Below are 22,999 nucleotides of genomic sequence, written 5' to 3'. Positions count from 1 at the left end.
TCGTGACAACAACATCCGGGCTGCGCCTGCCTACGCTGCGCCTGGGCGTCATCGGCGCGGGCACCATCGCGGAGTTCCACGTGGCCGCCGCCCGCCGCACCGGCGGGCAGGCGCAGGTCGTCGCGGTGTGCGACGTGCGCGCCGAGGCGGCGGAGAAGCTGGCCGCGGAGGCAGGGGCCCTCGTCTTCACCGATCACCGGGCGATGATCGACGCGGGCGGCCTCGACGCGGTCGTGATCACCGTCCCGCACGCCCTCCACACCCCGATCACGTTGGACGCGGCCGCGGCCGGACTGCACGTCCTCCTGGAGAAGCCGATCGCCACCACGCGCGAGGACGCGATCCGCATGATCGAGGCCTGCCGCGCGGCCGGCGTCGTGTTCGCGGTCGGGCACGTGCTGCGCTTCGTCCCGACGCTGCGCGCCGCGGCCTCCTACCTCGCCTCCGGAGAGCTGGGCCGCGTCGTGGTGGCCTCGGAGCGGCGGACCGCCGACTACGCCGACCCCGCGCGACCCCGCTGGTTCCTCGACCCCGGCATGGCCGGGGGCGGCATCGTGCTCAACGTCGGCACCCACAGCATCGACAAGCTCCAGATGCTCGTCGGCTCGCCGATCGTCGAGGTCACCGGCCACACCGCCGCGCCCGCGGGCGGGTCGGTCGAGACCGAGGCGGTCGCCCTGGCGCGGCACGCCGACGGCACCCGCTCGACCATCTCCGTCACCGGCACCGGCCTGCCGTTCACCGACGAGGCCGAGGTCGTGTGCGGCGAGGGCGCGATACGGATCAGCCGGGGCGAGGGCGTCTGGTCCTTCCGGAGAGGGGTCGCCACCCAGGTGGCCGCCCCCGAGCCGGGCGAGATGACCACGGCGTTCGCGGCGCAGCTCGCCGACTTCGCGCGGGCCTGCGCGGAGAACGGCACACCCGAGGTCACGCCCGAGTACGCGCTGTCCGTCCTGGACGTCGCCCTCGCCGTCTACGAGTCATCCCGTCAGGGGTCCTCCATCACTGTGAAGGGACAGTTGTGAACCCTCTCGCGTTCAGCACGCTCGGCATGCCCGGCGCCCCCGTCGGCGACGTCATCGCCACGGCCTCCCGGTACGGCTGCGCGGGTGTGGAACTGCGCTGCGCCGACGGCGAGATCATCTCGCCGGACACGCCCGCCGGCGAGCTGCGCGAGGTCGCGCGCGCGTTCGCCGCCGCCGGCGTCGAGATCGTCGCGGTCTGCTCCTACACCCGGGTGGCGCGGCCGGACGGCGACCCGGTGGCCGAGGTGCTGCGTCACGTGGAGATCGCCGAAGCGCTCGGCTCGCCGTACGTGCGGGTCTTCGGCGGCGTCGAAGGGCAGGCCGGTCCGGCCGCCGCCGCGACTCGGAGGCTCGCGGAGGTCGCGGACCGGCTGCCGGACAACGGCGTCGACGTGCTGCTGGAGACCCACGACGTCTTCCTCACCGGCGAGGCGATCGCCGGAGTCCTGGCCGGGGTCGGCTCGCCGCGCGTCGGCGCGCTGTGGGACGTGGTCAACCCGTGGCGGGCGGGCGAGGCGGCCCCGGCCACCGCGGACGCGCTCGCGCCCTACCTGAGGCACGTGCAGATCAAGGACGCGGCGTCGCCCACCGATCTGGCGCCGGTGCTGCCGGGCAAGGGCGCGGTGGGCGTGCCCGGCGTGCTCGCCGAGCTGGACCGCATCGGATACGCCGGATATCTCGCGCTCGAATGGGAGCGCGTGTGGTATCCGGACGCGCCGCCCGTCGGCGAGGCGCTCGCGGCGTTCCGTGAGGTGCTCGGGCGGTGATTCCCCAGGTCACCTCACTCATCTCGGGCGAGGGCCGGTTCCCGCTCGACCGGGGCGCCCGGGTGCGCGGCCCGCACGCCGACGCGGCCCGGGAGCTGCTCGGCCTCCCCGAGGACGGCGACGCCCCCGGGGAGATCGTCCTCGACCTCGTGGACGACCCGTCGCTGGGCGACGAGGGGTACACGCTCACCGTCACTCCGGAAACGGCCAGGATCGCCGCGGCCGGAGCCGCCGGGCTGGGCTGGGGCGTCCAGACGCTGCGCCAGCTCGGCGCGGCCGGCGCCGTGCCGTGCGTGACCGTCCGGGACGTGCCCAGGTACGCCTGGCGCGGCGTCATGATCGACGTGGCGCGCTGGTGGCGCCCGGTCTCCTTCCTGCGCGCGTACGTGGACCTGCTGGCGCTGCACAAGTTCAACGTGCTGCACCTGCACCTCACCGACGACCAGGGGTGGCGCTTCGAGGTGCGGGCGCACCCACCGCTCACGGAGGTCGGCGCCCACCGCGCCGAGTCCCCGGTCGGCCACGCCCGGGAGGGCAGGTTCGACGGGACCCCGCACGGCGGCTTCTACACCCAGCGGGAGCTGCGCGACCTGGTGGACTACGCGGCGGCCCGGGGCGTGACCGTGGTCCCCGAGATCGAGTTTCCCGGGCACTCCCAGGCCGCGATCGCCGCCTGCCCCTGGCTCGGCCACCCGTCCGCCGAGCCCGTGCGGGTCCGCACCTCGTGGGGCATCTCCTCGCACGTGCTCAACGTGAGCGACCGCGCCGCCGGGTTCGCCCGCGACGTGCTCGACGAGCTGTGCGATGTGTTCCCGTCCCGGTTCGTCCATATCGGGGGTGACGAGGTCCGTACGGAGGAGTGGGCGGCCAGCCCGGAGGCGGCCCGGCGGGTGGCGGACGCCGGGCTCCCCGGCCCCGAGGCCCTGCACGGCTGGTGGGGGCGGCTCCTCGCCGGGCACCTGCGCGGGCTCGGCCGCCGCGCCGTCGCCTGGGACGACATGCTGGACCACGACCCGCCCGAGGACATGGTGATCATGGCGTGGCGGGGCGTGGACCGGATCGAGGCCGCGCTGCGAACAGGGCACGACGTGGTCGCGGCGCCCCACACGCACACCTACCTGGACTACGCCGAGTCGGACGCCCCCGGCGAGCCGGTGAGCATCGCCGGGCCGCTTCCGCTGGAGACCGTCTACGGGTTCGACGCGGGGGAAGGCGTCCTCGGGATGCAGGCCCAGCTCTGGGGCGAGTACCTCCCCACGAGGGAACGCTTCGACTACAACGCCTTCCCCCGGCTCTGCGCCGTCGCCGAGGCCGCCTGGACCTCCGGCCGGGACCTCGGCGACTTCACCCGGCGGCTCACCGCCCACCTGCCGCTCCTCGACCGGCTGGGCGTGGGTTACCGCCGGCCACACCACCAAGGAGCGCGACATGTTCACCTCTGAGCGGGAGCTCGAAGACCGGCTGGCCACCCCCTCGGCGGCGCTGGTCGCCGACGCCGGCCGGCTGAACGGCGACCTCGTCGTCCTCGGCGCCGGCGGCAAGATGGGGCCGAGCCTGGTCCGGCTCGCCCGGCGCGCGCTGGACGCCGCCGGACGCGGCTCCGCCCGCGTGTACGCGGTCTCGCGCTGGTCGGACGACGCGGCGGCGCGGGCGCTGGCGGACGAGGGCGTCGACGTGGTGCGCCACGACCTGATGGGCGGCGACGACCTCGCCGGGCTGCCCGACGCGGCGAACGTCGTCTTCATGGTCGGCGCCAAGTTCGGCACGTCGGCGGCGCCGTACCAGGCGTGGGCGGTCAACGCGGCGCTGCCCGCGGCGGTCGCCCGGCGCTATCGCGACTCGGTGATAGCGGCCTTCTCCACCGGCAACGTGTACCCGCTGGCACACCTCGCCTCCGGCGGCTGCGCGGAGGAGGACCAGCCGGGGCCCGTCGGCGAGTACGCGATGAGCTGCCTCGGCAGGGAACGCGTGTTCGAGCACGCCGCCGCCGCGTACGGCACGCGGGTCGCGATCCTGCGCCTCAACTACGCGGTGGACCTGCGCTACGGCGTGATCGCCGACATCGCCGCGGCGGTGGCGGCGGGTGAGCCGGTCGACGTCACGACCGGGCACGTCAACGTGGTGTGGCAGGGGTACGCGAATGAGGTCGCGCTGCGATCGCTGTTGCACGCGCGCGCTCCGGAGGCGTTCACGCTCAACCTGACCGGCCCGGAGACGGCGTCGGTGCGGCGGATCGCGATCCGGCTCGGCGCCGCTCTCGGCGTCGAGGCGACCTTCACCGGCGAGGAGAGCGGCACGGCGCTGCTGAGCGACGCCTCCCGCTGCCACGGCCTGTTCGGCTATCCGGAAGTGCCGCTCGACACGCTGATCGCCTGGCAGGCCGGCTGGCTGTCGCGGGGGCTGCCGCTGTCCGGGAAGCCGACCAAGTTCGCCCTGCGCGACGGGAGGTTCTGAGATGTCGCTCGACCTGCTCAGGGCGGGGACGGTCATCCCCGCCCACCCGCTCGCGCTGACCGCTGGGCGCACGCTGGACGAGCGCCGCCAGCGGGCGCTCACCCGCTACTACCTCGCCTCCGGGGCGGGCGGGGTGGCCGTCGCCGTGCACACGACCCAGTTCGAGATCCGCGAAGTCGGGCTGCTCCGGCCGGTGCTGGAGATCTCCGCCGAGGTCGTGGCGAAGGAGGCCGACCGGCCGTTCGTCCTGGTCGCCGGGGCGTGCGGCGACACCGCCCAGGCCGTCGCCGAGGCGGAGCTGGCGGCCTCGCTGGGCTACCACGCCGTGCTGCTGTCGCCGAAGGTGCCGGGCGCCGGCGAAGCGGAACTGCTGGAGCGGGCCAGGGCCGTCGGCGAGGTGCTGCCCGTCATCGGCTTCTACCTTCAGGAGGCGGTGGGCGGCCGCAGGCTGAGCCCGTCCTTCTGGCGCTCACTCAGCGAGCAGGAGTCCCTGGTCGCGATCAAGATGGCGCCCTTCGACCGCTACCGTACGGTCGACGTGGTCCGGGCCGTCGCCGTGTCCGGACGGGCCGACGACATCGCGCTCTACACCGGCAACGACGACAACATCCTGACCGACCTGCTCACGCCGATCGCGGGCCGCCGCGTCGTCGGCGGACTGCTTGGCCAGTGGGCGGTGTGGACCCGCGCGGCCGTGCTCATGTTCGAGGAGGTGCGGCGCGCGTGGGCCGGGGACGATGAGGTCCTGCGCTCCCTGCTGGGCCGCGCCGCCGACCTCACCGACGCCAACGGCGCCGTCTTCGACGTGGCCGGCGGCTTCCACGGCTGCATCGCCGGGGTCCACGAGGTGCTGCGCGGGCAGGGCCTTCTGGCCGGCACGTGGTGCCTCGACCCCGGCGAGGGGCTGTCCCCGGGGCAGGCCGAGGAGATCGCCCGGGTGCGCGCCGCCTATCCCTGGCTGGTGGACGACGACTTCGTCGCCGCCAACCTGGACGACTGGCTGCGCTGAGCCGGGCGCCCGGATCGGCGGCTCGGGGCGGCAGGTCGTCCGCCCCGGGCCGCGACCGGCCGGAGCCGCCGTCAGACGCTCCAGTGCGCCGAGGCGAGGGCGCGCACCGCGTCCTCGTCCACCTCGACACCGAGGCCGGGCCCGGTCGGCACCAGAGCGGTGCCGTCGACGACCTCCACCGTGCTCCCCCCGACGTAGGCCGAGCGTACGAACTGCCGTCCGTTCAGATCGACGGGGGTGTCGACGCCGAACGCCGCGAACAGGTGCAGCGAGGCGGCGAACCCGAGATCGGTGTCGGTCAGTCCCGACCCCATGATGCGCAGCCCCGCGTCCTCGGCGAGCTGGCACAGCCGCCGCGAGAGCGTCAGCCCGCCCGAACGCTGGACCTTGGCGATGGCGATGTCCACCGCGTCGAGCTTCACGAACGTGGCCAGGTCGGACGGGTGGCGCAGGCTCTCGTCCAGCGCCACCGGCAGCGGGCTGTGGTCACGCAGCCTGCGCAGCCCGGTGACGTCGTTGGCGGGCAGCGGCTGCTCGAACGCCGACACGTCGAATTCCGCGAGCCGGCGCGCCATGCGCAGCGCGGCGTCCACGGTGTAGGCCTGGTTGGCGTCCACCCAGATGGGCGCGTCCGGCGCCGCCTCCCTGACCGCCGCCACGATCGAGACGTCCGTCGCCTCGTCGTGCAGGCCCACCTTCACCTTGTACGCGTGATAGCCCTCGGCCCGCCCCTCCTCGACCGCCTTGCGCACCTCGCCGGGGGCCTGCCCGGCCACGATCCAGCCGAGCCGGATCCGGTCGAGGCGGCGCTGGCCCCAGAGCACGCCGACGGGGACCCCGAGGGCCCGGCCGAGCAGGTCGTGCAGGGCGATGTCGAGCGCGGACTTGGCGATGGGGGAGCCGATCGTCAGGCCCCGGTTGATCACCTTTTCGTAGGCCGCGCAGGCGCCGTCCAGATCCCACGCCGGCCGTCCGACCAACACCGGAGCGAGGTAACGGTGAATGGTCGTCGAGATCGACTCCACGGTCTCGTACGTCCAGGAGGGCGTCGGCGTCGCCTCACCCCAGCCGGTCACGCCGCCGGCCGTCACCTTGACGAGGACACGTTCCGCGGGCTTTCCCGCCGTGGTGACGCTCCCTCCGGAAATGCTGAACGACCTGATGGAGGGCAATTCGACGACGAACGTCTCCACCCGCTCGACGACCAGCGACTCCATGATTCTCCCATCAAATGAATTCATTCGTATTTCCTTGCCGTAATACCCCCAACCTAGTATGTCGGAAATATTTGACCAATCAATGGAATGAATTCCGGTGCCACGCCTTTCCGATCACGGCGCCGCGCCGCGGGCCACCGAGATCACCTCCGGCCGGCCCGCCGCCGATCATGGCTCGCCGTGCCAGGCCGGACGGAGTCGCCGGGCGACAAAGGCCCCAGAAGGGTGTTTAGAGGTCATGGCTGGCGAAAGACTACCTATTGGGCATAAACCGATCGAGCGAGGAGAGACATCTTGAGCGTCAACCCTTCCTCCAGAGTCCGTGAGAGCAGCCAGCCCTGGCTCCACCAGAGGGGCACCGAGATACAGGCGTTCGGTACCGTGCGGGACTTCCCGGTCGGGCTGCCGAGGGAGACGCGCGAGTACTCCTGCCAGCGGCTCAACCAGGTCCTGGCCGACACGCAGATCCTCTACAGCCTGTACAAGAAGCATCACTGGCTCATGCGGGGGCCGACCTTCTACCAGCTTCACCTGCTTCTCGACAAGCATGCGAGCGAGCAGCTGCCGATCATCGACGCGGTCGCCGAACGCATCCAAACCCTCGGCGGCGTCGCGGTCGGCGATCCGCGCCAGGTGGCGGAGATGACCGTGATCCCGCGGCCGCCGGACGGTGTGGAGGAGGTGCCCGCCATGCTGTCCCGGCTCCTGGAGGCGCACGAGACGATCCTGGTCGCCGCGCACGACGCCGCCTCCCGGGCGGACGAGATGGGCGACGACGGCACCAACGACCTGCTCGTCTCCCAGGTCATCCGCACGGGCGAGCTGCAGGCGTGGTTCCTCGCGGAGCACCTCGTGGACACACCGCTCGTCCGCGCCTGAGCTGCGTTCCCGGCCCGGGCGTCACCCCGTGACGCCCGGGCGGCCGTTCTCGACGTGTCCCATCAGCCGCCGGGCGAACCCGTCGTGCCCCGCCACCCCGATCATCAGGTCGTACCAGCCGGTGGGCGCACGCCACTCCACGCGGGCGGTGTCTCCCGGTGCGATCCCGACCGTACGCGCCGCACCGCCGTAGGCCAGCGGGGTGACCGACACCTCGACAGGGAAGGCGCCCGGGTTCGCCATGGCGATCACGACGGCGCGGGCGGCGGCGTCGATCGCGCCGGTCACCTCCACGGGGTCGGCCGTCCCGCCGCGGAACTCCCGGCGGAACCCGTTCGGCCCGACGAGCACCAGGTCGTACGACGGGCAGGGGAAGTAGAGCACCTCCTCCGCCGCGCCGAGCACGTCGAAGTGCATCGGCTTGGCGAGCTCGCCGAGGTAGCCGTACAGGATGAAGTGGGCGGAGGCCGCGCCGGAGTTGCGCATCGCGATCTCCACGGACCGCCCGCGCACGACCGCCTCGGCGTCCTGCTGGTAGGGCAGCGCGCGGGCGGGCCTGACCCCCGGCTCCTGGACCGGCATCCGCTGCTCGGCGGGCACCTGCGGATACCACCGGTCACCGGCGGGAGCCGGCCGGGGCTCGGCGACGGCCGTCACGGGAGGCGGGGACATGGGGGCGGCGAAGTCGAAGGCGGAGGTGAGGTCGCCCGCCACCCGGCGCCGCCATTCGCCGATGGGCGCCGCGATCCCGAACCGGCGCTCGAGGAACCGTACGGTCGAGGTGTGGTCGAACGTCTCCGAGCAGACGTGGCCGCCCACGCTCCACGGCGACACGACGATCATGGGAACGCGGACGCCGAGGCCCATCGGCCGCCCGCCGACGAACTCCTCCGGAGTGCCGTCGGGCGGCACCGGCGGCGGGACGTGGTCGAAGAAGCCGTCGTTCTCGTCGTAGGTGATGAACAGGGCGGTACGCGCCCAGACCTCGGGGTGGGAGCCCAGTGCGTCGAGCAGCTCGTAGACGACCCGTCCGCCCTCCACGGCCGACGACCCCTCGGGGTGCTCGGAGTCGGCGAGCGAGGGCACGACGTACGACACCGCGGGCAGCCGCCCGGCGGCCACGTCGGCGGCGAACCACTCCGCCAGGCCGCCCGCGGGGGCGCGGCGCAGCGCCCGGTCGTAGAGGTCGCGGTCGGTCGGCTCCAGGGCGGCCACCCGCGCGTCCAGCTCCGCCAGCAGCGGCGCCGGGTCCTCCGCCGCCCGGACCTTCTCGTAGAACGAGCGCATGCTGCCCAGCCCGATCCGGTCCATCACGGTCATGAACGGCCGGAAGAACTCGAGGTTGTTGCACTCGTAGTTGTCCCACTCCTGGTACACCTGCCAGGTGTGCCCAGCCCGCGTCAACAGCTCGGGCACGGTGACCCAGTCGTAGCCAGGATGCCCCTCCGCCCCCTCGGACGCGACGTTGTCCAGCGCGCGCTGCCGGGTCCCCGGCTCATAGCCCGTGTAACCCGTCACGTGGTAGTTGCGGTTGGGCGTGGTCGAGGTCAGCAGCGAGCAGTGATAGGCGTCGCAGATCGTGAACGTGTCGGCCAGCTCGTAGTGGAAGGGCAGATCGCGCCGGTCGTAGTAGGCCATCGAGCCGGGCCCCTTGCTGGGCACCCAGGCGTCGTTCCAGCCCATGGCCCAGGCGTTCTGGGTGCCGAGCCAGGTGTGGTCGTGCGTGTCGAGCAGCATCGGGTCCGCCCCCGCCCGCTCGGCCGCCTCCCGTACGGAGAAGGGCAGCACGCCGTCCTGCTCGAAGACCGGCCGCCAGGCCCGGGTGGACACCGCGTTGCGGTCCCCGAACCCCCGCACCCCGCGCATCCGCCCGAAGTAGTGGTCGAACGAGCGGTTCTCCAGCATGACGAAGACGACGTGCTCGACGTCGTCCAGACTCCCCGGCGGGACCGGCCGGGCCAGCGCCCGGAGCAGGGAAGGCGGCAGCGAGGATCCGGCCGGCATGGGCGCCCCTTAAAAGGAGGGAGGAATCACGCGAAACGCCCACAACCTAACAGCGTCGCGTCGTCACACGAGCACGCGCCTGCGCGTGGCGGCGGGCGGCGGCAGGTGGACGCGGACCAGCTCCCGCAGGGCTCGGGCGGCCCCGGCACGGCGGGCGAGTGAAAGCGCCTGCCGGGCGAGGTCGGCCGCTTGGTCCCGCTCGTGCGCCTCGGCGTACGCGTGCGCCTTGCGGGCCAGCACGTACGCCGCGAGGTACGCGGGTGTGGCCGGGGCCGGCTCGCCCTCCAGGAGCTCGATGGCGTCGCCCGGCCGGCCGAGGTCGACCAGGCAGCCCGCGCACAGCTCCGCCCGCGTCTCGCCCGGCTCCTCCAGGCACCCCTCAGCGCACTCCTCAAGGCACTCCTCAAGGCAGCGGTGGCACAGCTCCACCTCGCCCGCCAGCGCGTGCGCCCGGGCCTCGCGCCGCCGGGACAGCGTCCCGACCTCGGCCGGCACGCCCGTACGCTCCCGGGCGGCCACGGCCGCCTCGACGATCTCGCCCGGCTCGGCGGCGTCGACCAGCTCAGCCCGCTGGATCAACGCGAAGACCTCGATGAGGGGGTCGCCGGTCTCGCGCGCCTCGCGGATCGCCCGGTCGGACCAGGCCCGTGCCCCAGGCGCGTCGCCCGCCTCGTGCTCCATCCCGCTGATCAGCTCCGCGTCGCGGGTGGCGAGCGTGAGCAGCGGCCCCCGCGCGGACGGCCGGGCGTCATGGCGGAACGCCTCGATGCCCGCGAAGACGGGCCGCAGCGCCGCCGCGAGATCGGCCGGCCGCGCGTGCGGCACGGCGCAGGCGTCGAGCACGCGCTCGAAGTAGCCGACCGTGCCGGCGTCGGCGCGCCAGGGGCGCTCGATGGCCCGGCCGACCCGTTCCTCCTCCTCTTCGGGGAACAGGCCCGGCACCAGCGGAATGCCGGTTAGGTGGTGCCACAGGGTGGTGCCCGACTGCGGCCCGACGAACAGGTCCGCCTCGTCGACGCCGAACACGCGGCACAGCAGCTCCGCGTGGCCGGGGTCCGGCCGCCGCTCCCCCGCCTCCCATGCGCGCACCGCGTCCGCGGGCAGGCCGGGCTCGGTCTCCCCCGCGACTTCTGTCAGCCGTTCTTCCAGGTCCCGGCGGCTCCACAGTCGGCCGCGGCGCAGCGCCCGCAGACGGGCGGCCCACAGCGGGACGTCAATAGTGATCATCAGCGGCACCCCCGGTTCTGTCGGTGCCGGGCGTTATGTTTGCGGCGTGCTGACCCGACGTATGCTCAACCGCGCGCTGCTCGACCGCCAGATGCTGCTGAGCCGCCACCACGTCAAGGCTCTGGCCGCGATCGAGCACCTGGTGGGCATGCAGTCGCAGGCTCCTCTCCCAGCCTACGTCGGCCTGTGGACCCGCCTGCTGGACTTCCGGCACGAGGACCTGGCCGGGCTGCTCACCGACCGCACGGCCGTACGGATCGCGCTGATGCGCGGCACCATCCATCTCGTCAGCGCCGACGACTGCCTCGCCCTGCGCCCGGTCATGCAGCCGCTCCTCGACCGGTTGCTGCGCACCTCATACGGCAGGCGGCTGGACGGGGTGGACCTCGGCGAGGTGGCGAGCGCCGCCCGCGCCCTGATGGAGGAGCGGCCACTGAGCTTCGCGGAGCTGGAGGAACTGCTCGGGCAGCGGTGGCCGGGCCGCGACGCGCTCGCCCAGGCCGTACGCGCGGTCGTGCCGCTGGTGCAGGTCCCGCCGCGTGGCGTGTGGGGCGCCTCGGGCCAGGCGCGGCACGTCCCGGCGGAGTCATGGCTGGGCCGACCGCTCGGCGACGGCTCGGCCGCCGGCGACATGGTGCTGCGTTACCTGCGCGCCTTCGGACCGGCGTCGGTGAAGGACATGCAGACCTGGTCGGGCCTGACCGGGCTGCGCTCGGTGGTGAAGGGCCTCGACCTGGTCACCTACCGGGACGAGAACGGGGTGGAGCTGTTCGACCTGCCCGGGGCGCCGCTGCCCGGCCCGGACGCCGAGGCGCCGGTGCGGTTCCTGCCCGAGTTCGACAACCTGCTGCTCTCGCACGCCGACCGGACGCGGGTGATGGCCGAGGAGCACCGCCTGCGGGTGTTCACGGTCAACGGGATCATCCGCGCGACGATCCTGGTCGACGGGTTCGTCGCGGGGCTGTGGCGAATCGAACGGGAGCGGATCGAGCGGCGGCGGACCGAGCGGGCCGGGGAGACCGCGGTCCTGGAGATCGAGCCGTTCGCGCCACTCGGCGCCGCCACCCGCGACGCGCTGGCGGCCGAGGGCGAGCGCCTGCTGGAGTTCGCGGCCGGCGACGCCTCCGCCCGCGACATCCGCTTCCTGGGATAGGACGCTCACCTGGGTAGGACGTACGGGGTGGAGATCCTCTCGGTGGCGGTGGACGCGCAGGCGAGCCCGGAGCGGGTCTTCGCCGTGCTGACCGACTGGCCCCGGCAGCACGAGTGGATGCTGCTGACCCGGGCGTGGGTGGTCGCCGGCGACGGCCACAGCAGGGGCAGCAGGCTGGCGGCGGCCACCGGGATCGGCCGGCTGTCGTTCGTGGACACGATGGACGTCACCGGCTGGCGGCCGCCACACGAGGTGGAGGTCCGCCACACCGGCCGTGTCGTACGCGGCGTCGGGCGGTTCCACGTGCTGCCCCGTCCCGGCGGCGGGAGCAGGATCGTCTGGGAGGAGAACCTCCACGTGCCCCTCGGCCTGGTGGGGCGGATCGGCTGGCGGGTCGCCGGGCCGGTGAGCGCGGTCTTCCTGCGCGTGTCCCTGCGCCGCCTCGCCGTCCTGTGTGTTTAGCCGAGCGCCATGTCGAAGAAGCGGCGCTCCAGGGTGGTCGCCCGGCGGAAGACGTCCAGCACCCGGGCCCGGCCGTTCTCGTCGAGGCCGGGGCCGAGCCGGTCGAGCTCGCCGCGCAGGAAGCCCACCCACGCCTCGAACTCCGGCCCGCTGTGCAGGTCGATCCACTCCCGATGGACGAAGCCCGCCGGGAGCCCGATGGCCCGCGAGGCCCAGCCGAGGTAGGTCCACTCGGCCACGCACAGCACCGCCAGGATCAGCGGATAGTCCTGGCTGAGGCGCACCTCGTCCATCAGGGCCCGGAACTCGACCGTCACCGGCTCCGGCGGGGCCTGCTCGCCCCCGAGCTCGGCGAGCGCGCGGTGGAAGTAGCTGTGCTCGGTGTCGGCGACGGTCTGCCCGAGGAAGCGGCCCACGGCCACCCGCGCCTCGAAGGTGTCGGCCGCCGCGACCGCGGCGCCGAGCAGCGCCGTGAAGGAGTCCACGAACTGGAAGTCCTGCTCAAGGTAGCGGCGCATGTCGGCGGTGCCGTCATGGATCCCCGCGGCGAAGGGATGCGTGACCACCGCCGTCCAGTCCGGCTCGCTCGCCGACCGCAGCCACTCGCTGAACGGCGTCTCGAACCCTGGCCCCTCGCTCATTCGCCATCCTTCCCCGCGATCCGGCGTGAACGTTTCACGATGATCTCAGAGGACCGCCGTCCGCCTCCACCTGCCCAACCGGGGTGAGCGACGAGGCGGCTCGAAACCCGCACCGCGCGAATCCGTTGACCGGCGCTTAACAGGTCCGTAATTTGATGCGTGTTGTTCCTCCTCATGAATGCTGTTCGCATTCATGAACGCCCCCCCTTCGCGGGACCAGGAGTCACCCCCTCGGTCAGGGGTCCTGCACGACATGCAAGGAGCTCGGCTTTGAGAACCAGAACCAGAACCGGAGTCGGGGTGATCGGCACCCTCGCCGGGGTCGCCGCCCTGGTCGGCGGCGTGTTCGTCGGCGTCTCCAACGCGGCGCCGAGTGCCGGCGCCTACCGGATCGTGAACGGCGCCAGCGGTCTGTGCCTCACCGTTCCGGGCAGCAGCACCTCCGACGGCGTGCAGCTCACGGTTTCCAGTTGCAACGGCGCGAGCAACCAGACCTGGAACCTCTCGTCCCAGGGCAGCGGCTTCCGCCTGGCCGCCGGCAACAGCGGCAAGTGCGCCGGGGTCGCCGGGGCCTCCACCTCCGCGGGCAAGGCCGTCCAGCAGGAGTCGTGCACCGGAGCGTCCTCCCAGACCTGGGAGCTCACCGCCTCGGGCTCGAACTACCAGGTGGTCAACGCCAACAGCGACAAGTGCCTGAACACCAAGGACAACTCCACCTCCTCGGGTGCCCTGGTGCAACAGAACTCCTGCGACTCGGTGTCCACCAAGCAGTGGACCCTCCAGCCGACCGGCTCGACCCCGAGCGGCACGCCCACGGCCACCCCCACTGTCACGCCGACGAGAAGCCCGTCGCCCACGCCGAGCACCACGCCCACGGGCGGCCCGACCACCCCGCCCACCACCGGGCTGATCGGCTGGGCGACCCAGGGCGGCGGCACGACCGGCGGCGCAGGCGGCGCCACGACGACGGTCACCTCCCTGACCGCGCTCACCACCGCCGTGAAGGGCGACGCCGCGAAGATCGTCCAGGTGAACGGCAACTTCACCTGCTCCGAGGACGTCCGGGTGGGCGGCAACACCACCGTCCTCGGCGTCGGCGCGAACTCCGGGCTGACCGGCTGCGGCCTGAACATCCGTGACGTCAGCAACGTCATCGTGCGCAACATGAAGATCTCGAAGGTCCAGGCCGGCAACGGCAACGGCGACGCGATCCACCTCGACAACGCCAAGCGCGTGTGGCTCGACCACAACGACCTGTCGAGCGACACCAGCCACGGCACGGACTACTACGACGGCCTGCTGGACATCACGCACGGCTCCGACTACGTCACCGTCTCCTGGAGCAAGCTGCACGACCACGTCAAGTGCTCGCTCGTCGGCCACAGCGACGGCAACAGCTCCGAGGACTCCGGGCACCTGCGCGTGACGTACCACCACAACGCGTTCCAGACCTGCGCCCAGCGCAACCCGCGGGTGCGCTTCGGCAACCCGGTCCACGTGTTCAACAACTACTACTACAAGGACCCGTCCTACACCGACTACAGCTACGGCATCGCCTCCACCTGCGGCGCCGGGGTGCTCGTCGAGGGCAACTACTTCGAGAACATCGCCGAGCCCACCCACACCGCCGAGGGCTCGTCGCCGGGCGGGTCGATCGTCGCCCGCAACAACTACTTCGTGAACTCCGGCACGCCGCAGACCTCCGGCCGCGTCGCCTCCATCCCGTACTCGTACACGGTGGACAACCCCAGCGGCGTGAAGGCGAACGTCCTCGCCAACGCGGGCACCGGCAAGATCTAGTTCCAGAACCCACAGGTACCGGCACGTCCCTGTGAAGTCCCGGAGGCCGCGGCCACCCCGCCGCGGCCTCCTCTCGCCCTCAGTCGACGAGGCCAAGGTAGGCGAACAGGTTGTCCTCGATCAGTGCCACCAACTGCGGTGGCAGTTGCCCCAGATAGTCGCCGAGCTCCTCCTTGAGAAAGGGCTGTGCGCAGACGGTGCGCACCCAGCACTTACTGGGCAGGTTGGCGATCCCCTGGGCGAGCTTGACGCAGTACTCGGTTTTGAGGGTCGTGGCCGTCGACAACGGCGCAACGTAGATCAAATCCCAGTCCGACTGCTGGTTCTTCGCGTCACCACTCAGGACGACGACCGGTCGCCGAGAGTGAAGATTGCGCTGGTCGTTGGGCGGCATCGTGAGCGATCTGTCGGAGACGTAGTAGACACCACCCTTCCGAACGAACGACTTCACCGGTCGTCCAGGGCCTTCGCGTTAGCGCGGCGCAGAGCGTCTCGCGTCTGCAGGAACTCCTCCTTGAGGATCGCACCGGCACCGGGGTCGCCGTGCTCGGGAGGCATCGACACACGCCTCGCCCTCGCTCGCGCGAGCAGCGCCGTGGCCTGCCTGCGCCGCCGTGCCCGGCTGAGGTCGAGCAGGACGCCCGACTCTCCGCCCGCCTGCGCCTCGACGACCGGCACGGTCGCGTCCACCACGGTCCGAAGCACAGCGGTGTCCTTTCCCCCGTGCAGGGCCACGACCGTGCGGACGAATCTCATGGCGTCAGGGTCCAGAGGATCGTCCACTTCCATGGTCAAGGACAACGCGCCCGCCTCCGGGTCAGCGGATTCGTCGTCTCCGCGCTCCGCGAGCTCGCTCTCCACCACATAGTCCTGGGCCCGCGTAAGGGCGGGGTCATAGGGACCGCGGCGCCCGAGGCGCCAGGTGGCCCCGGTGATCGGTGGATGCCCCGCCTCGACGGCGGCGACGTCGGTGAGATAAAGCAGCCCCACCAGGTGAGCCTCGGTCACTGGCAGACTCAGCTCCCGCGCCGCCACGAGTATGGACAGCACGGCCCCGGCCAGAGGATTCGGCGAGTCGACGGGCATGCTGATCACCGCTCCTCCCCTGATCAGCCGCATGCTCACCGTACCCCTCCCGGCCCGCTCGCCACCTTGCACCACTACAGCGGGCACATTACTTACCGTCACATTGTCACGTCAATGAGTGACGGAGGCGACCAATGCCGGGAGGAGCTCTCTTCGAGAGGCCGGTCAGCCGTCGAGGACGGCGCGTTCGGCGTCGGTGAGCAGGCGGGAACGGATCAGGAAACGCACGCCCTCGGGCGCCTCAAGGGAGAAGCCGCTGCCCCGGCCGGGGACGACGTCCACGGTCAGGTGGGTGTGCCGCCAGCGCTCGAACTGGCTCGCCGACATCCAGAACGTGACCGGCTCGTCGACGCCCTCGACGGTCAGCGAGGCGAGCAGCACGTCGGAGGAGCCGGTGCGGAACTCGCCCTCCAGGTAGCACATGGGGGCGCTGCCGTCGCAGCAGCCGCCGGACTGGTGGAACATCAGCGGGCCGTGGGCCGCCCGCAGCCGCCGGATGAGGTCGGCGGCCGCGGGGGTGAGGTCCACGCGGGACACCTCGGGCATCAGAAGAAGCCGAGCTTCGAGGGCGAGTAGCTGACCAGCAGGTTCTTGGTCTGCTGGTAGTGGTCGAGCATCATCTTGTGCGTCTCCCTGCCGATGCCCGACTGCTTGTAGCCGCCGAAGGCGGCGTGGGCGGGGTAGGCGTGGTAGCAGTTCGTCCACACACGCCCGGCCTGGATGGCCCGGCCGGCCCGGTACGCCTTGTTGACGTCCCTGGTCCACACGCCCGCCCCGAGGCCGTACAACGTGTCGTTGGCGATCTTGATGGCGTCGTCGAAGTCGGTGAACGAGGTCACCGAGACCACCGGCCCGAAGATCTCCTCCTGGAACACCCGCATGTGGTTGGCGCCCTCGAAGATCGTCGGCTCGACGTAGTAGCCGCCCGACAGCTCGCCGCCGAGGTCGGCGCGGTGCCCGCCGGTGAGCACCTTGGCGCCCTCCTGCCGGCCGATGTCGAGGTAGGACAGGATCTTCTCCAGCTGGTCGTTGGACGCCTGGGCGCCGACCATGGTGGCCTGGTCCAGCGGGTGCCCGCGGACGATCTTCTCCGTACGCTCGACCGCGGCCTCGAGGAACCGCTGGTAGTGGCCCTGCTGGATGAGGGCCCGGGAGGGGCAGGTGCACACCTCCCCCTGGTTGAGCGCGAACATCGTGAAGCCCTCCAGCGCCTTGTCGAAGAACTCGTCGTCGGCGGAGGACACGTCGTCGAAGAAGATGTTGGGGCTCTTGCCGCCGAGCTCCAGCGTGACCGGCTTGATGTTCTCGCTGGCGTACTGCATGATCAGCCGCCCGGTGGTGGTCTCCCCGGTGAACGCCACCTTCGCGACCCGCGCGCTGGAGGCCAGCGGCTTGCCGGCCTCGACGCCGAATCCGTTGACGATGTTGAGGACGCCCGGCGGGAGGAGGTCGGCCACCAGGCTCATCCAGTAGTGGATCGACGCCGGGGTCTGCTCGGCCGGCTTCAGGACCACGGCGTTACCGGCGGCCAGCGCCGGCGCGAGCTTCCAGGCGGCCATGAGAATCGGGAAGTTCCACGGGATGATCTGCGCGACGACGCCGAGCGGCTCGTGGAAGTGGTAGGCGACGGTGTCCGCGTCGATCTCCGACAGGCTGCCCTCCTGGGCCCTGATCGCCCCCGCGAAGTAGCGGAAGTGGTCGATGGCCAGCGGGATGTCGGCGGCCAGCGTCTCCCGGATCGGCTTGCCGTTCTCCCAGGTCTCGGCGACGGCGAGCCGCTCCAGGTTCTGCTCCATGCGGTCGGCGATCCGGTTGAGGATGTTCGCCCGCTCGGTCGTGGACGTACGGCCCCAGGCGGGGGCGGCGCCGTGCGCGGCGTCCAGCGCGCGCTCGACGTCCTCGGCCGTGCCGCGCGCGACCTCGGTGAAGGTCTGACCGGTCACCGGCGTGGGGTTCTCGAAGTACTGCCCCCGCTGCGGCGGGACGTACTCGCCGCCGATCCAGTGGTCGTAACGCTGCTCGTACGCCATGAGGGCGTCCGGCTGTCCCGGCGCGGCGTAACGGGTCATGAGATGGACCTCCCGGACAGGGTGTGGGTCTGACGCCCCGGACGTTAGTCGCGGGCACGTTGCCGACACGTTGCGTCCATGTTCCAGACGTTTCGCACACAGCCTCAGGGCGGCACCGTCAAAGCAGCGGTCATGAACGGTCAAATCTCCCCTAAAATCACGCGACATGACTTCGGAAACGTTTTCCGTCTCCCGCAGGGCCGCCCTGCGCCTGCTGGCGGGCGGCGCGACGGCCGGGCTGGCCGCCGGGCTGCCCGCGTCCCCGGCGAGCGCGGCGGCCCGCGTGTGGAGCGTCACCGGCCGCAGCGCGACGTCGCTCAAGCCCTTCGACGACACGCTGAAGCGCTTCATGCAGGCACGGACGATCCCGCACGCGTCCCTCGCCGTGGTCCGCAAGGGCAAGCTCGTGCTCGCCCGGGGCTACAACTGGACGGCGGACACCTCGTTCGCGGCCGGGCCCACCTCGCTGTTCCGCGTCGCGAGCCTGAGCAAGCCGGTCACCGCCGCCGCGGTCTTGAAGCTGGCGCAGGACGGCAAGCTCAGCCTCTCGGCCAAGGTCGCGCCCCTGCTGGGGCTGAGCACGACCGCCGACCCGCGCCTCGCCAACGTCACCGTGACCCACCTGCTGCAGCACCTCGGCGGGTGGGATTCCGAGATCTCGGGCGACCCGATGTTCAAGGACCGGGTCATCGCGACGGCGCTCGGCGTCCCGCTGCCGATCACGCAGGCGCAGATCATCAAACACACGTCCGGCCTCAAGCTCGACCACGCCCCCGGGACGACGTACGCGTACTCGAACTACGGATACCTCCTCCTGCAGAAGATCATCGAGAAGGCGAGTGGGGTCTCGTACGCGAGCTACGTCCAGAGCAAGGTACTGACGCCCCTCAAGATCAAGCGGATGGTGCTCGGCAGGACCGCGAAGAGCCTCCGCAAATCGGGCGAGGTGCCGTACTTCTCCCAGTACACCGGCAAGAGCGTGATCGACACCTCCAACTCCGTGGTGCCCTTCCCGTACGGCGGGTTCAACCTCGATAACATGGCCGCCCACGGCGGATGGCTCGCCACGGCCGTCGACCTGGCCAAGTTCACCACCCTCTTCGACGCGGCCGGCGTGCTGACCTCGGCGTCGATCTCCAAGGCGTTCGCCAAGCCGTCGATCGGGATCAACTCCGACGGCTGGTACTACGGCCTCGGCTGGCAGGTCCGCCCGGTCACCGGGGGCCGCAACACCTGGCACACGGGATCGCTGGCCGGCACCTCCACGCTCATGGTCCGGCGCTACGACGGGCTGAGCTGGGTGGTGCTGTTCGACCAGCGCGACGACGCCTCGGGGCTGAACTACGGGGACATCGACTCCCTTCTCCACACCGCCGCGAACTCGGTGAAGTCCTGGCCCACCACCAACCTCTTCTCCACGTACGGTCTGTAAATGTGAGCGACGTCTGGGACCTGGTGGTGGTCGGCGCCGGGCCGGCGGGCTCGGCCGCCGCGCTGCGGGCCAGGCAGCTCGACCCCGGGCGCCGGGTGCTGCTGCTCGACCGGGCGGCCTTCCCGCGCGACAAGGCCTGCGGCGACGGCATCGCGGCGCACGCACGGCAGGAGCTCGCGCTGCTCGGGCTGCCCGGTCTGCTCGACGACCACCGGCCGACGCCGCGGCTGTCGGTGACGTCACCCGGCGGAGCCCGCGTCTCGGCCGTCGTCGCGCGGCCCAACCACGTGGTCCCCCGCCGGGTCTTCGACGCCCGGCTGGTCGAGGCGGCGCGGGCGCGGGGCGTGGAGGTCCGCCGCCACCGGGTGCGTACGCTGACCGCCCTCGGCGAGCACGTCGTGATCGACGGCCATCTGGTCGCCCGCACGGTCGTCGCCGCCGACGGCGCCAACTCGGCCGTACGGCGGCTGATCGGCGTCCCGCCGAGCCCGGACCGGCACACCGCCATCGCGGTGCGCGGGTACGCCGACGTGCCGCCGGACGACGACGAGCAGGTCATCGTCATGCAGAGCGAGGCCTGGCCGGCCTATGCCTGGTCGTTCCCGGTGGGCGACGGCACGGCCAACGTCGGCTACGGCCTGCTGCTGCCCATGCTGAGAGAAGACGGCCGGCCGGGGCGCGAGATCCTGCACGGGCGGCTGGCCCGGCTCCTGCCCCTGCTGGGCGAGATCAGGTCACCCGTCCGCGACCTGCGGGCCCATCACCTGCCGCTGTCGAGCGGGCGGCCGGTGCCGGGGGCGGGCCGGGTGCTGCTGGCGGGCGACGCGGCGAGCCTCGTCAACCCGCTGACCGGCGAGGGCATCTACTACGCACTGCTGTCGGGGCGGCTGGCCGCCGAGGCGGCGATCGGTTCGCCGGACGACCCGCTGCGGGCCTACCGGCGCGGGCTGCGCCGGGCGCTCGGGCGGCACCTGCGCACCACCGACGCGCTCGCCCTGGCCGCCCGCTCCCCCGGCTTCATTGACGCGGCGATCGCCGTCGCCGCGCGCCGCACCGAGGTGTTCGACCTGCTCGTCGACGTGGGGCTCGGAGCGGGCACCGTGCCGCCCCGCCTGGCGGCGGCGGTCGCCCTCCGCTGGCTCACGAATCTCACCTGAACGGCAGGCCGTACTCCGCGTCGAGGTCCCGCACCCGCCGGGCGGCCCTCGCCCGGGCCGGGGATCCGGCGGGCAGCGCGGCCAGCAGCGCCTGCCAGGCGACGATGTCGTCCCTCCCCCACGGCGCGCGCGTCCACCGTTCGAGCAGCGCGGGGTCGCGCCGGGCCACCAGCAGGTCGCGTACGCCGTCGTCCAGCAGGCGGCGCTGCCAGACGACGCCGGGCGCGTCGGAGCCGGGCAGGAGCGGCCCCCGATAGGCCCGCAGCGCGGCGCCGGCGTCCGCGGCGGCCAGGTGCTCGGCGAGCTCCTGGAAGTCGGCCCGCACCGGCACCCGCAACCGGTACGGACGGGAGTCGAGCAGCGGGCCGAGCCGATGACGCAGCCGGGACAGCTCCGCGCGGAGCGTGACGGGGTTCAGCATGCGGTCGCCGTACAGCTCCGCGCTGAGCTGGTCGCTGCCCAGGCCCTCGGGATGGCAGGCCAGCAGCACGACGATCTCGCTGTGCCTGGGGCCCAGCCTGATGCGGCGCGGGCCCTCGCTGAGCACGGCGTCGTCCCGGCCCAGGGCCGTGAGCGTCACGGCGGGCGCGAGCGCCGGAGCCGGAAGTGTCGCGAGGTGAGCCTCGGCGGCGCGGGCAGCCGCCTGCACGAGGGCCAGGCTGTACGGGCTGGCCAGGTTGTCGCCACCGGTGACGTCGACCGCGCCGAGCAGGCGGCCGGTGTGCGGGTCGTGGATCGGCGCGGCGGCGCAGGTCCACGGCTGCACCGGTACGGCGAAGTGCTCGGCCGCGAAGATCTGCACCGGATGGTCGACCGCGAGCGCGACGCCGGGGGCGTTGGTGCCCGCGTGGGACTCGTCCCATCGGGCTCCGGCGACGAAGTTCATCCGCTCGGCCCGCGCCCGCGCCCCGCGATGCCCCTCGACCCACAGCAGCCGGCCGGCCGCGTCGCACACCGCGAGCAGATGCCGCCCGTCGTCGGCGATGCCGCCCAGCAGGTCGCGGAACAGCGGCAGCACCTGGGCCAGCGGGTGCGCGTTGCGATACTCCTCGAGTTCGGCGTCGGTGAGTTCCAGCGGCGCGAGCGCGTCCGGGTCCACGGCCCGGGCCGAGCGCCGCCACGAGTCGGCGACGAGGGAACGTACCGGTCCGTCGATCGCCCCGGCCGACAGGAAGCGCTCATGGGCGCGGCGCAGCTCACCCGTGCGCTCCGCCGCGTCGGCCCCGGACTCAAGCGCGAGCCATGGATTGGTCACGGCGCCCTCACTCTCCGCGTCTTCAGGCGCCATCGTCACCCACGCCCGGGCCGCGCGACAAGGCCCCTCAGCCACCGAGCCCTTTCAGCCCGAGCCCTCTCAGCCCGAGCCCTTTCAGCCCGAGCCACCGCGTGAACGGGTCCGCGGGCGGCTCGCCGGCCCACGCGACGTACCCGTCCGGGCGGACGAGCATGTCCGGGCCTGGGAGCACGGTGAGACGGTCGGCGAAGCCCTCGGCGCGCGCGGCGAGCCCGGGGTCCCGCGTGACGAGCAGGAAGCGGGCGGTGCGGCAGTGGCCCGCGAGGAGGCTGCCGTCGTCGAGCACGAGATCGGGCGCCACGCGGCCGCGCAGCCGCCCGACACCGGAGATCTGCTTCATCACGTACGTCGCGCCGGGCACGGTGTCGAGCAGGTCGGCGACCACGGCCCGCAGCGCCGCCGTGCGGGCGTCGGGACGGCCGAGCGCGGTCTGGGCGTCGCTCCAGCCCTGCACCCATGCGCCGACCGGATGGCGTTCTTCGGTATAGGTGTCGAGCAGCCCCTCGGGCGCCCATCCGCGTACGGTGGCGGCGAGCTTCCAGCCGAGGTTTATCGCGTCGCCGATGCCGAGGTTGAGGCCCTGTCCGCCCGCAGGCGAATGGATGTGCGCGGCGTCGCCCGCCAGCAGAACCCGGCCCGCCCGATAGGTGGCGGCCTGCCGGGTGGCGTCGGTGTACCTGGTGCCGGTGCGCACCGAGACGATGCCCGGGTCGATCCCCGCGACCCGGCGCAGGCAGTCGGCGATCTCCTCCGCGGTGATCGGCGCGCTCCTGTCGGCGGGCGGAGGACCATGCTCCGGCCGCCGTCACACCCGGCCAGCCAGCCCGCCCGGATCCGCCCGGCCGGCGTGGTGACGGTCACCCCGTCGTCGCCCGCGTCGAATCCGGTGAGGGGGCACCCCCGCCGGATCTCGCGCGCGCTCATGCTGCGCCGTCCCTGGTTTCCGGCCGCCGCGGCGGCGCGGCCCGGTCTCGGCCCGGGCAGCCTGCGCTGGCTGGAGGCGTGGCTGCGCGCGGTCGACGGGCTCGGCCTCGGCCCCGACGCGATGCTGGCCGCCGTGAGCACGATCCAGATCTTCGTGCACGGTTCGGTGGCGTACGAGGTCGCGCAGCGGGCCGCCGGTTACGACGCGAAGACGTGGCTGGCCGCCCAGGGCGCGTACGGCGACTCGATCATCGCCTCGGGCGCCCACCCCACGCTGATCCGGATCATGGTGGAGGCCGAGGGACCGCACCGTGCCGACCAGAACGAGAGGCTCTTCGCGTACGGGCTGCGGCAGGTGCTCGACGGCCTGGCCGCCGCCCTGCCCGAAGCGTGACGGGC

Annotated in this window: 22 protein-coding genes; 12 read left to right on the top strand and 10 right to left on the bottom strand. The window is 72.5% G+C overall.

Annotation, left to right across the window (positions count from 1 at the left end):
• Nucleotides 1-2 precede the first annotated feature (2 nt).
• Genes Msi02_RS06450 through Msi02_RS06430 form a run of 5 tightly spaced genes read left to right on the top strand, consistent with a single transcriptional unit; the run spans nt 3 to nt 5,255 of the window.
• A complete protein-coding gene (locus Msi02_RS06450; RefSeq protein WP_204047478.1) occupies nt 3-1,025 on the top strand; it encodes a Gfo/Idh/MocA family protein in 1,023 nt (340 codons plus the stop codon).
• Entirely contained in the window at nt 1,022-1,792 is a 771-nt protein-coding gene (locus tag Msi02_RS06445) for a sugar phosphate isomerase/epimerase family protein (protein ID WP_204047477.1), read from the top strand. Before Msi02_RS06450 ends, Msi02_RS06445 begins: the two co-directional genes overlap by 4 nt.
• Complete coding sequence (locus Msi02_RS06440; protein WP_204047476.1) at nt 1,789-3,234, top strand: beta-N-acetylhexosaminidase; 1,446 nt, start codon at nt 1,789-1,791, stop codon at nt 3,232-3,234. The genes Msi02_RS06445 and Msi02_RS06440 overlap by 4 nt, the downstream gene beginning before the upstream one ends.
• On the top strand, nt 3,221-4,246 hold the full coding sequence (locus Msi02_RS06435; RefSeq protein ID WP_204047475.1) for an NAD-dependent epimerase/dehydratase family protein: 1,026 nt from the start codon (nt 3,221-3,223) through the stop codon (nt 4,244-4,246). The genes Msi02_RS06440 and Msi02_RS06435 overlap by 14 nt, the downstream gene beginning before the upstream one ends.
• A 1-nt stretch (nt 4,247) precedes the next feature.
• Nucleotides 4,248-5,255, top strand: a complete 1,008-nt coding sequence (locus Msi02_RS06430) for a dihydrodipicolinate synthase family protein (RefSeq protein ID WP_204047474.1) — start codon at nt 4,248-4,250, stop codon at nt 5,253-5,255.
• A gap of 71 nt (nt 5,256-5,326) precedes the next feature.
• Here the strand turns inward: Msi02_RS06430 and Msi02_RS06425 are convergent, their stop codons facing one another.
• Nucleotides 5,327-6,496 carry a mandelate racemase/muconate lactonizing enzyme family protein gene (locus tag Msi02_RS06425; protein WP_204047473.1) on the bottom strand — a complete coding sequence of 390 codons (1,170 nt, stop codon included), beginning with the start codon at nt 6,494-6,496 and terminating at the stop codon, nt 5,327-5,329.
• Nucleotides 6,497-6,766: 270 nt separating this feature from the next.
• On the opposite strand from Msi02_RS06425, the gene Msi02_RS06420 reads away from it, so the two are divergent.
• Entirely contained in the window at nt 6,767-7,351 is a 585-nt protein-coding gene (locus Msi02_RS06420; protein ID WP_079316626.1) for a Dps family protein, read from the top strand.
• A gap of 21 nt (nt 7,352-7,372) precedes the next feature.
• Here the strand turns inward: Msi02_RS06420 and Msi02_RS06415 are convergent, their stop codons facing one another.
• On the bottom strand, nt 7,373-9,355 hold the full coding sequence (locus tag Msi02_RS06415; protein ID WP_204047472.1) for a phosphocholine-specific phospholipase C: 1,983 nt from the start codon (nt 9,353-9,355) through the stop codon (nt 7,373-7,375).
• Between the two features lie 63 nt (nt 9,356-9,418).
• The gene (locus Msi02_RS06410) at nt 9,419-10,582 is read right to left on the bottom strand and encodes a helix-turn-helix domain-containing protein (protein WP_204047471.1); all 1,164 of its coding nucleotides are present in this window, start codon (nt 10,580-10,582) and stop codon (nt 9,419-9,421) included.
• Nucleotides 10,583-10,628: 46 nt separating this feature from the next.
• Between Msi02_RS06410 and Msi02_RS06405 the strand changes: the two genes are divergently transcribed.
• The gene (locus tag Msi02_RS06405) at nt 10,629-11,735 is read left to right on the top strand and encodes a winged helix DNA-binding domain-containing protein (protein WP_239108166.1); all 1,107 of its coding nucleotides are present in this window, start codon (nt 10,629-10,631) and stop codon (nt 11,733-11,735) included.
• 27 nt (nt 11,736-11,762) lie between these two features.
• Nucleotides 11,763-12,197 carry an SRPBCC family protein gene (locus tag Msi02_RS06400; RefSeq protein ID WP_239108165.1) on the top strand — a complete coding sequence of 145 codons (435 nt, stop codon included), beginning with the start codon at nt 11,763-11,765 and terminating at the stop codon, nt 12,195-12,197.
• Here the strand turns inward: Msi02_RS06400 and Msi02_RS06395 are convergent.
• Nucleotides 12,194-12,838, bottom strand: a complete 645-nt coding sequence (locus Msi02_RS06395) for a TenA family protein (RefSeq protein WP_204047470.1) — start codon at nt 12,836-12,838, stop codon at nt 12,194-12,196. The genes Msi02_RS06400 and Msi02_RS06395 overlap by 4 nt on opposite strands.
• A 270-nt stretch (nt 12,839-13,108) precedes the next feature.
• Here Msi02_RS06395 and Msi02_RS06390 point away from each other — a divergent pair, with 270 nt between their 5' ends.
• On the top strand, nt 13,109-14,638 hold the full coding sequence (locus Msi02_RS06390) for a pectate lyase family protein (RefSeq protein WP_239108164.1): 1,530 nt from the start codon (nt 13,109-13,111) through the stop codon (nt 14,636-14,638).
• Between the two features lie 79 nt (nt 14,639-14,717).
• On the opposite strand, the gene Msi02_RS06385 is transcribed toward Msi02_RS06390, so the two are convergent.
• The 4 genes from Msi02_RS06385 to adh form a co-directional block, all read right to left on the bottom strand.
• Nucleotides 14,718-15,089, bottom strand: coding sequence for a type II toxin-antitoxin system PemK/MazF family toxin (locus tag Msi02_RS06385; protein ID WP_204047468.1), 372 nt, complete (start codon nt 15,087-15,089; stop codon nt 14,718-14,720).
• Nucleotides 15,086-15,763 (bottom strand): hypothetical protein, encoded by a 678-nt coding sequence (locus Msi02_RS06380; RefSeq protein ID WP_204047467.1) that lies wholly within the window; start codon nt 15,761-15,763, stop codon nt 15,086-15,088. Before Msi02_RS06380 ends, Msi02_RS06385 begins: the two co-directional genes overlap by 4 nt.
• 126 nt (nt 15,764-15,889) lie before the next feature.
• Nucleotides 15,890-16,270: a DUF779 domain-containing protein gene (locus Msi02_RS06375; protein WP_204047466.1), complete on the bottom strand. Its 381-nt coding sequence runs from the start codon at nt 16,268-16,270 to the stop codon at nt 15,890-15,892.
• A complete protein-coding gene (adh, locus tag Msi02_RS06370) occupies nt 16,270-17,793 on the bottom strand; it encodes an aldehyde dehydrogenase (protein WP_079316620.1) in 1,524 nt (507 codons plus the stop codon). Before adh ends, Msi02_RS06375 begins: the two co-directional genes overlap by 1 nt.
• Before the next feature lie 166 nt (nt 17,794-17,959).
• Here adh and Msi02_RS06365 point away from each other — a divergent pair, with 166 nt between their 5' ends.
• Nucleotides 17,960-19,225, top strand: coding sequence for a serine hydrolase domain-containing protein (locus tag Msi02_RS06365; protein WP_204047465.1), 1,266 nt, complete (start codon nt 17,960-17,962; stop codon nt 19,223-19,225).
• 2 nt (nt 19,226-19,227) lie between these two features.
• Nucleotides 19,228-20,382, top strand: coding sequence for an NAD(P)/FAD-dependent oxidoreductase (locus tag Msi02_RS06360; protein ID WP_239108163.1), 1,155 nt, complete (start codon nt 19,228-19,230; stop codon nt 20,380-20,382).
• On the opposite strand, the gene Msi02_RS06355 is transcribed toward Msi02_RS06360, so the two are convergent.
• Together Msi02_RS06355 and Msi02_RS44765 are read right to left on the bottom strand one after the other, a co-directional pair.
• Nucleotides 20,375-21,637 carry a helix-turn-helix domain-containing protein gene (locus tag Msi02_RS06355; RefSeq protein ID WP_239108162.1) on the bottom strand — a complete coding sequence of 421 codons (1,263 nt, stop codon included), beginning with the start codon at nt 21,635-21,637 and terminating at the stop codon, nt 20,375-20,377. The two genes, Msi02_RS06360 and Msi02_RS06355, sit on opposite strands and share 8 nt — an antisense overlap.
• A gap of 67 nt (nt 21,638-21,704) precedes the next feature.
• Nucleotides 21,705-22,409: an FAD-dependent monooxygenase gene (locus Msi02_RS44765; RefSeq protein ID WP_444543482.1), complete on the bottom strand. Its 705-nt coding sequence runs from the start codon at nt 22,407-22,409 to the stop codon at nt 21,705-21,707.
• 57 nt (nt 22,410-22,466) lie between these two features.
• On the opposite strand from Msi02_RS44765, the gene Msi02_RS06345 reads away from it, so the two are divergent.
• Nucleotides 22,467-22,994, top strand: a complete 528-nt coding sequence (locus tag Msi02_RS06345; protein ID WP_204047463.1) for a TetR/AcrR family transcriptional regulator C-terminal domain-containing protein — start codon at nt 22,467-22,469, stop codon at nt 22,992-22,994.
• Nucleotides 22,995-22,999 lie beyond the last annotated feature (5 nt).

This window comes from Microbispora siamensis (assembly GCF_016863095.1).
In the GTDB taxonomy this organism is placed as follows: Bacteria; Actinomycetota; Actinomycetes; order Streptosporangiales; family Streptosporangiaceae; genus Microbispora; species Microbispora siamensis.
The sequence above is the reverse complement of the archived record's forward strand: the minus strand, read 5'-3'. Positions and strand labels throughout refer to the sequence as shown.

What these genes read in the sequence shown, in the direction of transcription:
- Msi02_RS06435 (WP_204047475.1), top strand. Translation starts at nt 3,221, where the DNA reads ATGTTCACCTCTGAGCGGGAGCTCGAAGACCGGCTGGCCACCCCCTCG.
- Msi02_RS06430 (WP_204047474.1), top strand. Translation starts at nt 4,248, where the DNA reads ATGTCGCTCGACCTGCTCAGGGCGGGGACGGTCATCCCCGCCCACCCG.
- Msi02_RS06425 (WP_204047473.1), bottom strand. Translation starts at nt 6,496, where the DNA reads ATGAATTCATTTGATGGGAGAATCATGGAGTCGCTGGTCGTCGAGCGG.
- Msi02_RS06415 (WP_204047472.1), bottom strand. Translation starts at nt 9,355, where the DNA reads ATGCCGGCCGGATCCTCGCTGCCGCCTTCCCTGCTCCGGGCGCTGGCC.
- Msi02_RS06410 (WP_204047471.1), bottom strand. Translation starts at nt 10,582, where the DNA reads ATGATCACTATTGACGTCCCGCTGTGGGCCGCCCGTCTGCGGGCGCTG.
- Msi02_RS06395 (WP_204047470.1), bottom strand. Translation starts at nt 12,838, where the DNA reads ATGAGCGAGGGGCCAGGGTTCGAGACGCCGTTCAGCGAGTGGCTGCGG.
- Msi02_RS06375 (WP_204047466.1), bottom strand. Translation starts at nt 16,270, where the DNA reads ATGCCCGAGGTGTCCCGCGTGGACCTCACCCCCGCGGCCGCCGACCTC.
- adh (WP_079316620.1), bottom strand. Translation starts at nt 17,793, where the DNA reads ATGACCCGTTACGCCGCGCCGGGACAGCCGGACGCCCTCATGGCGTAC.
- Msi02_RS06365 (WP_204047465.1), top strand. Translation starts at nt 17,960, where the DNA reads ATGACTTCGGAAACGTTTTCCGTCTCCCGCAGGGCCGCCCTGCGCCTG.
- Msi02_RS06345 (WP_204047463.1), top strand. Translation starts at nt 22,467, where the DNA reads ATGCTCCGGCCGCCGTCACACCCGGCCAGCCAGCCCGCCCGGATCCGC.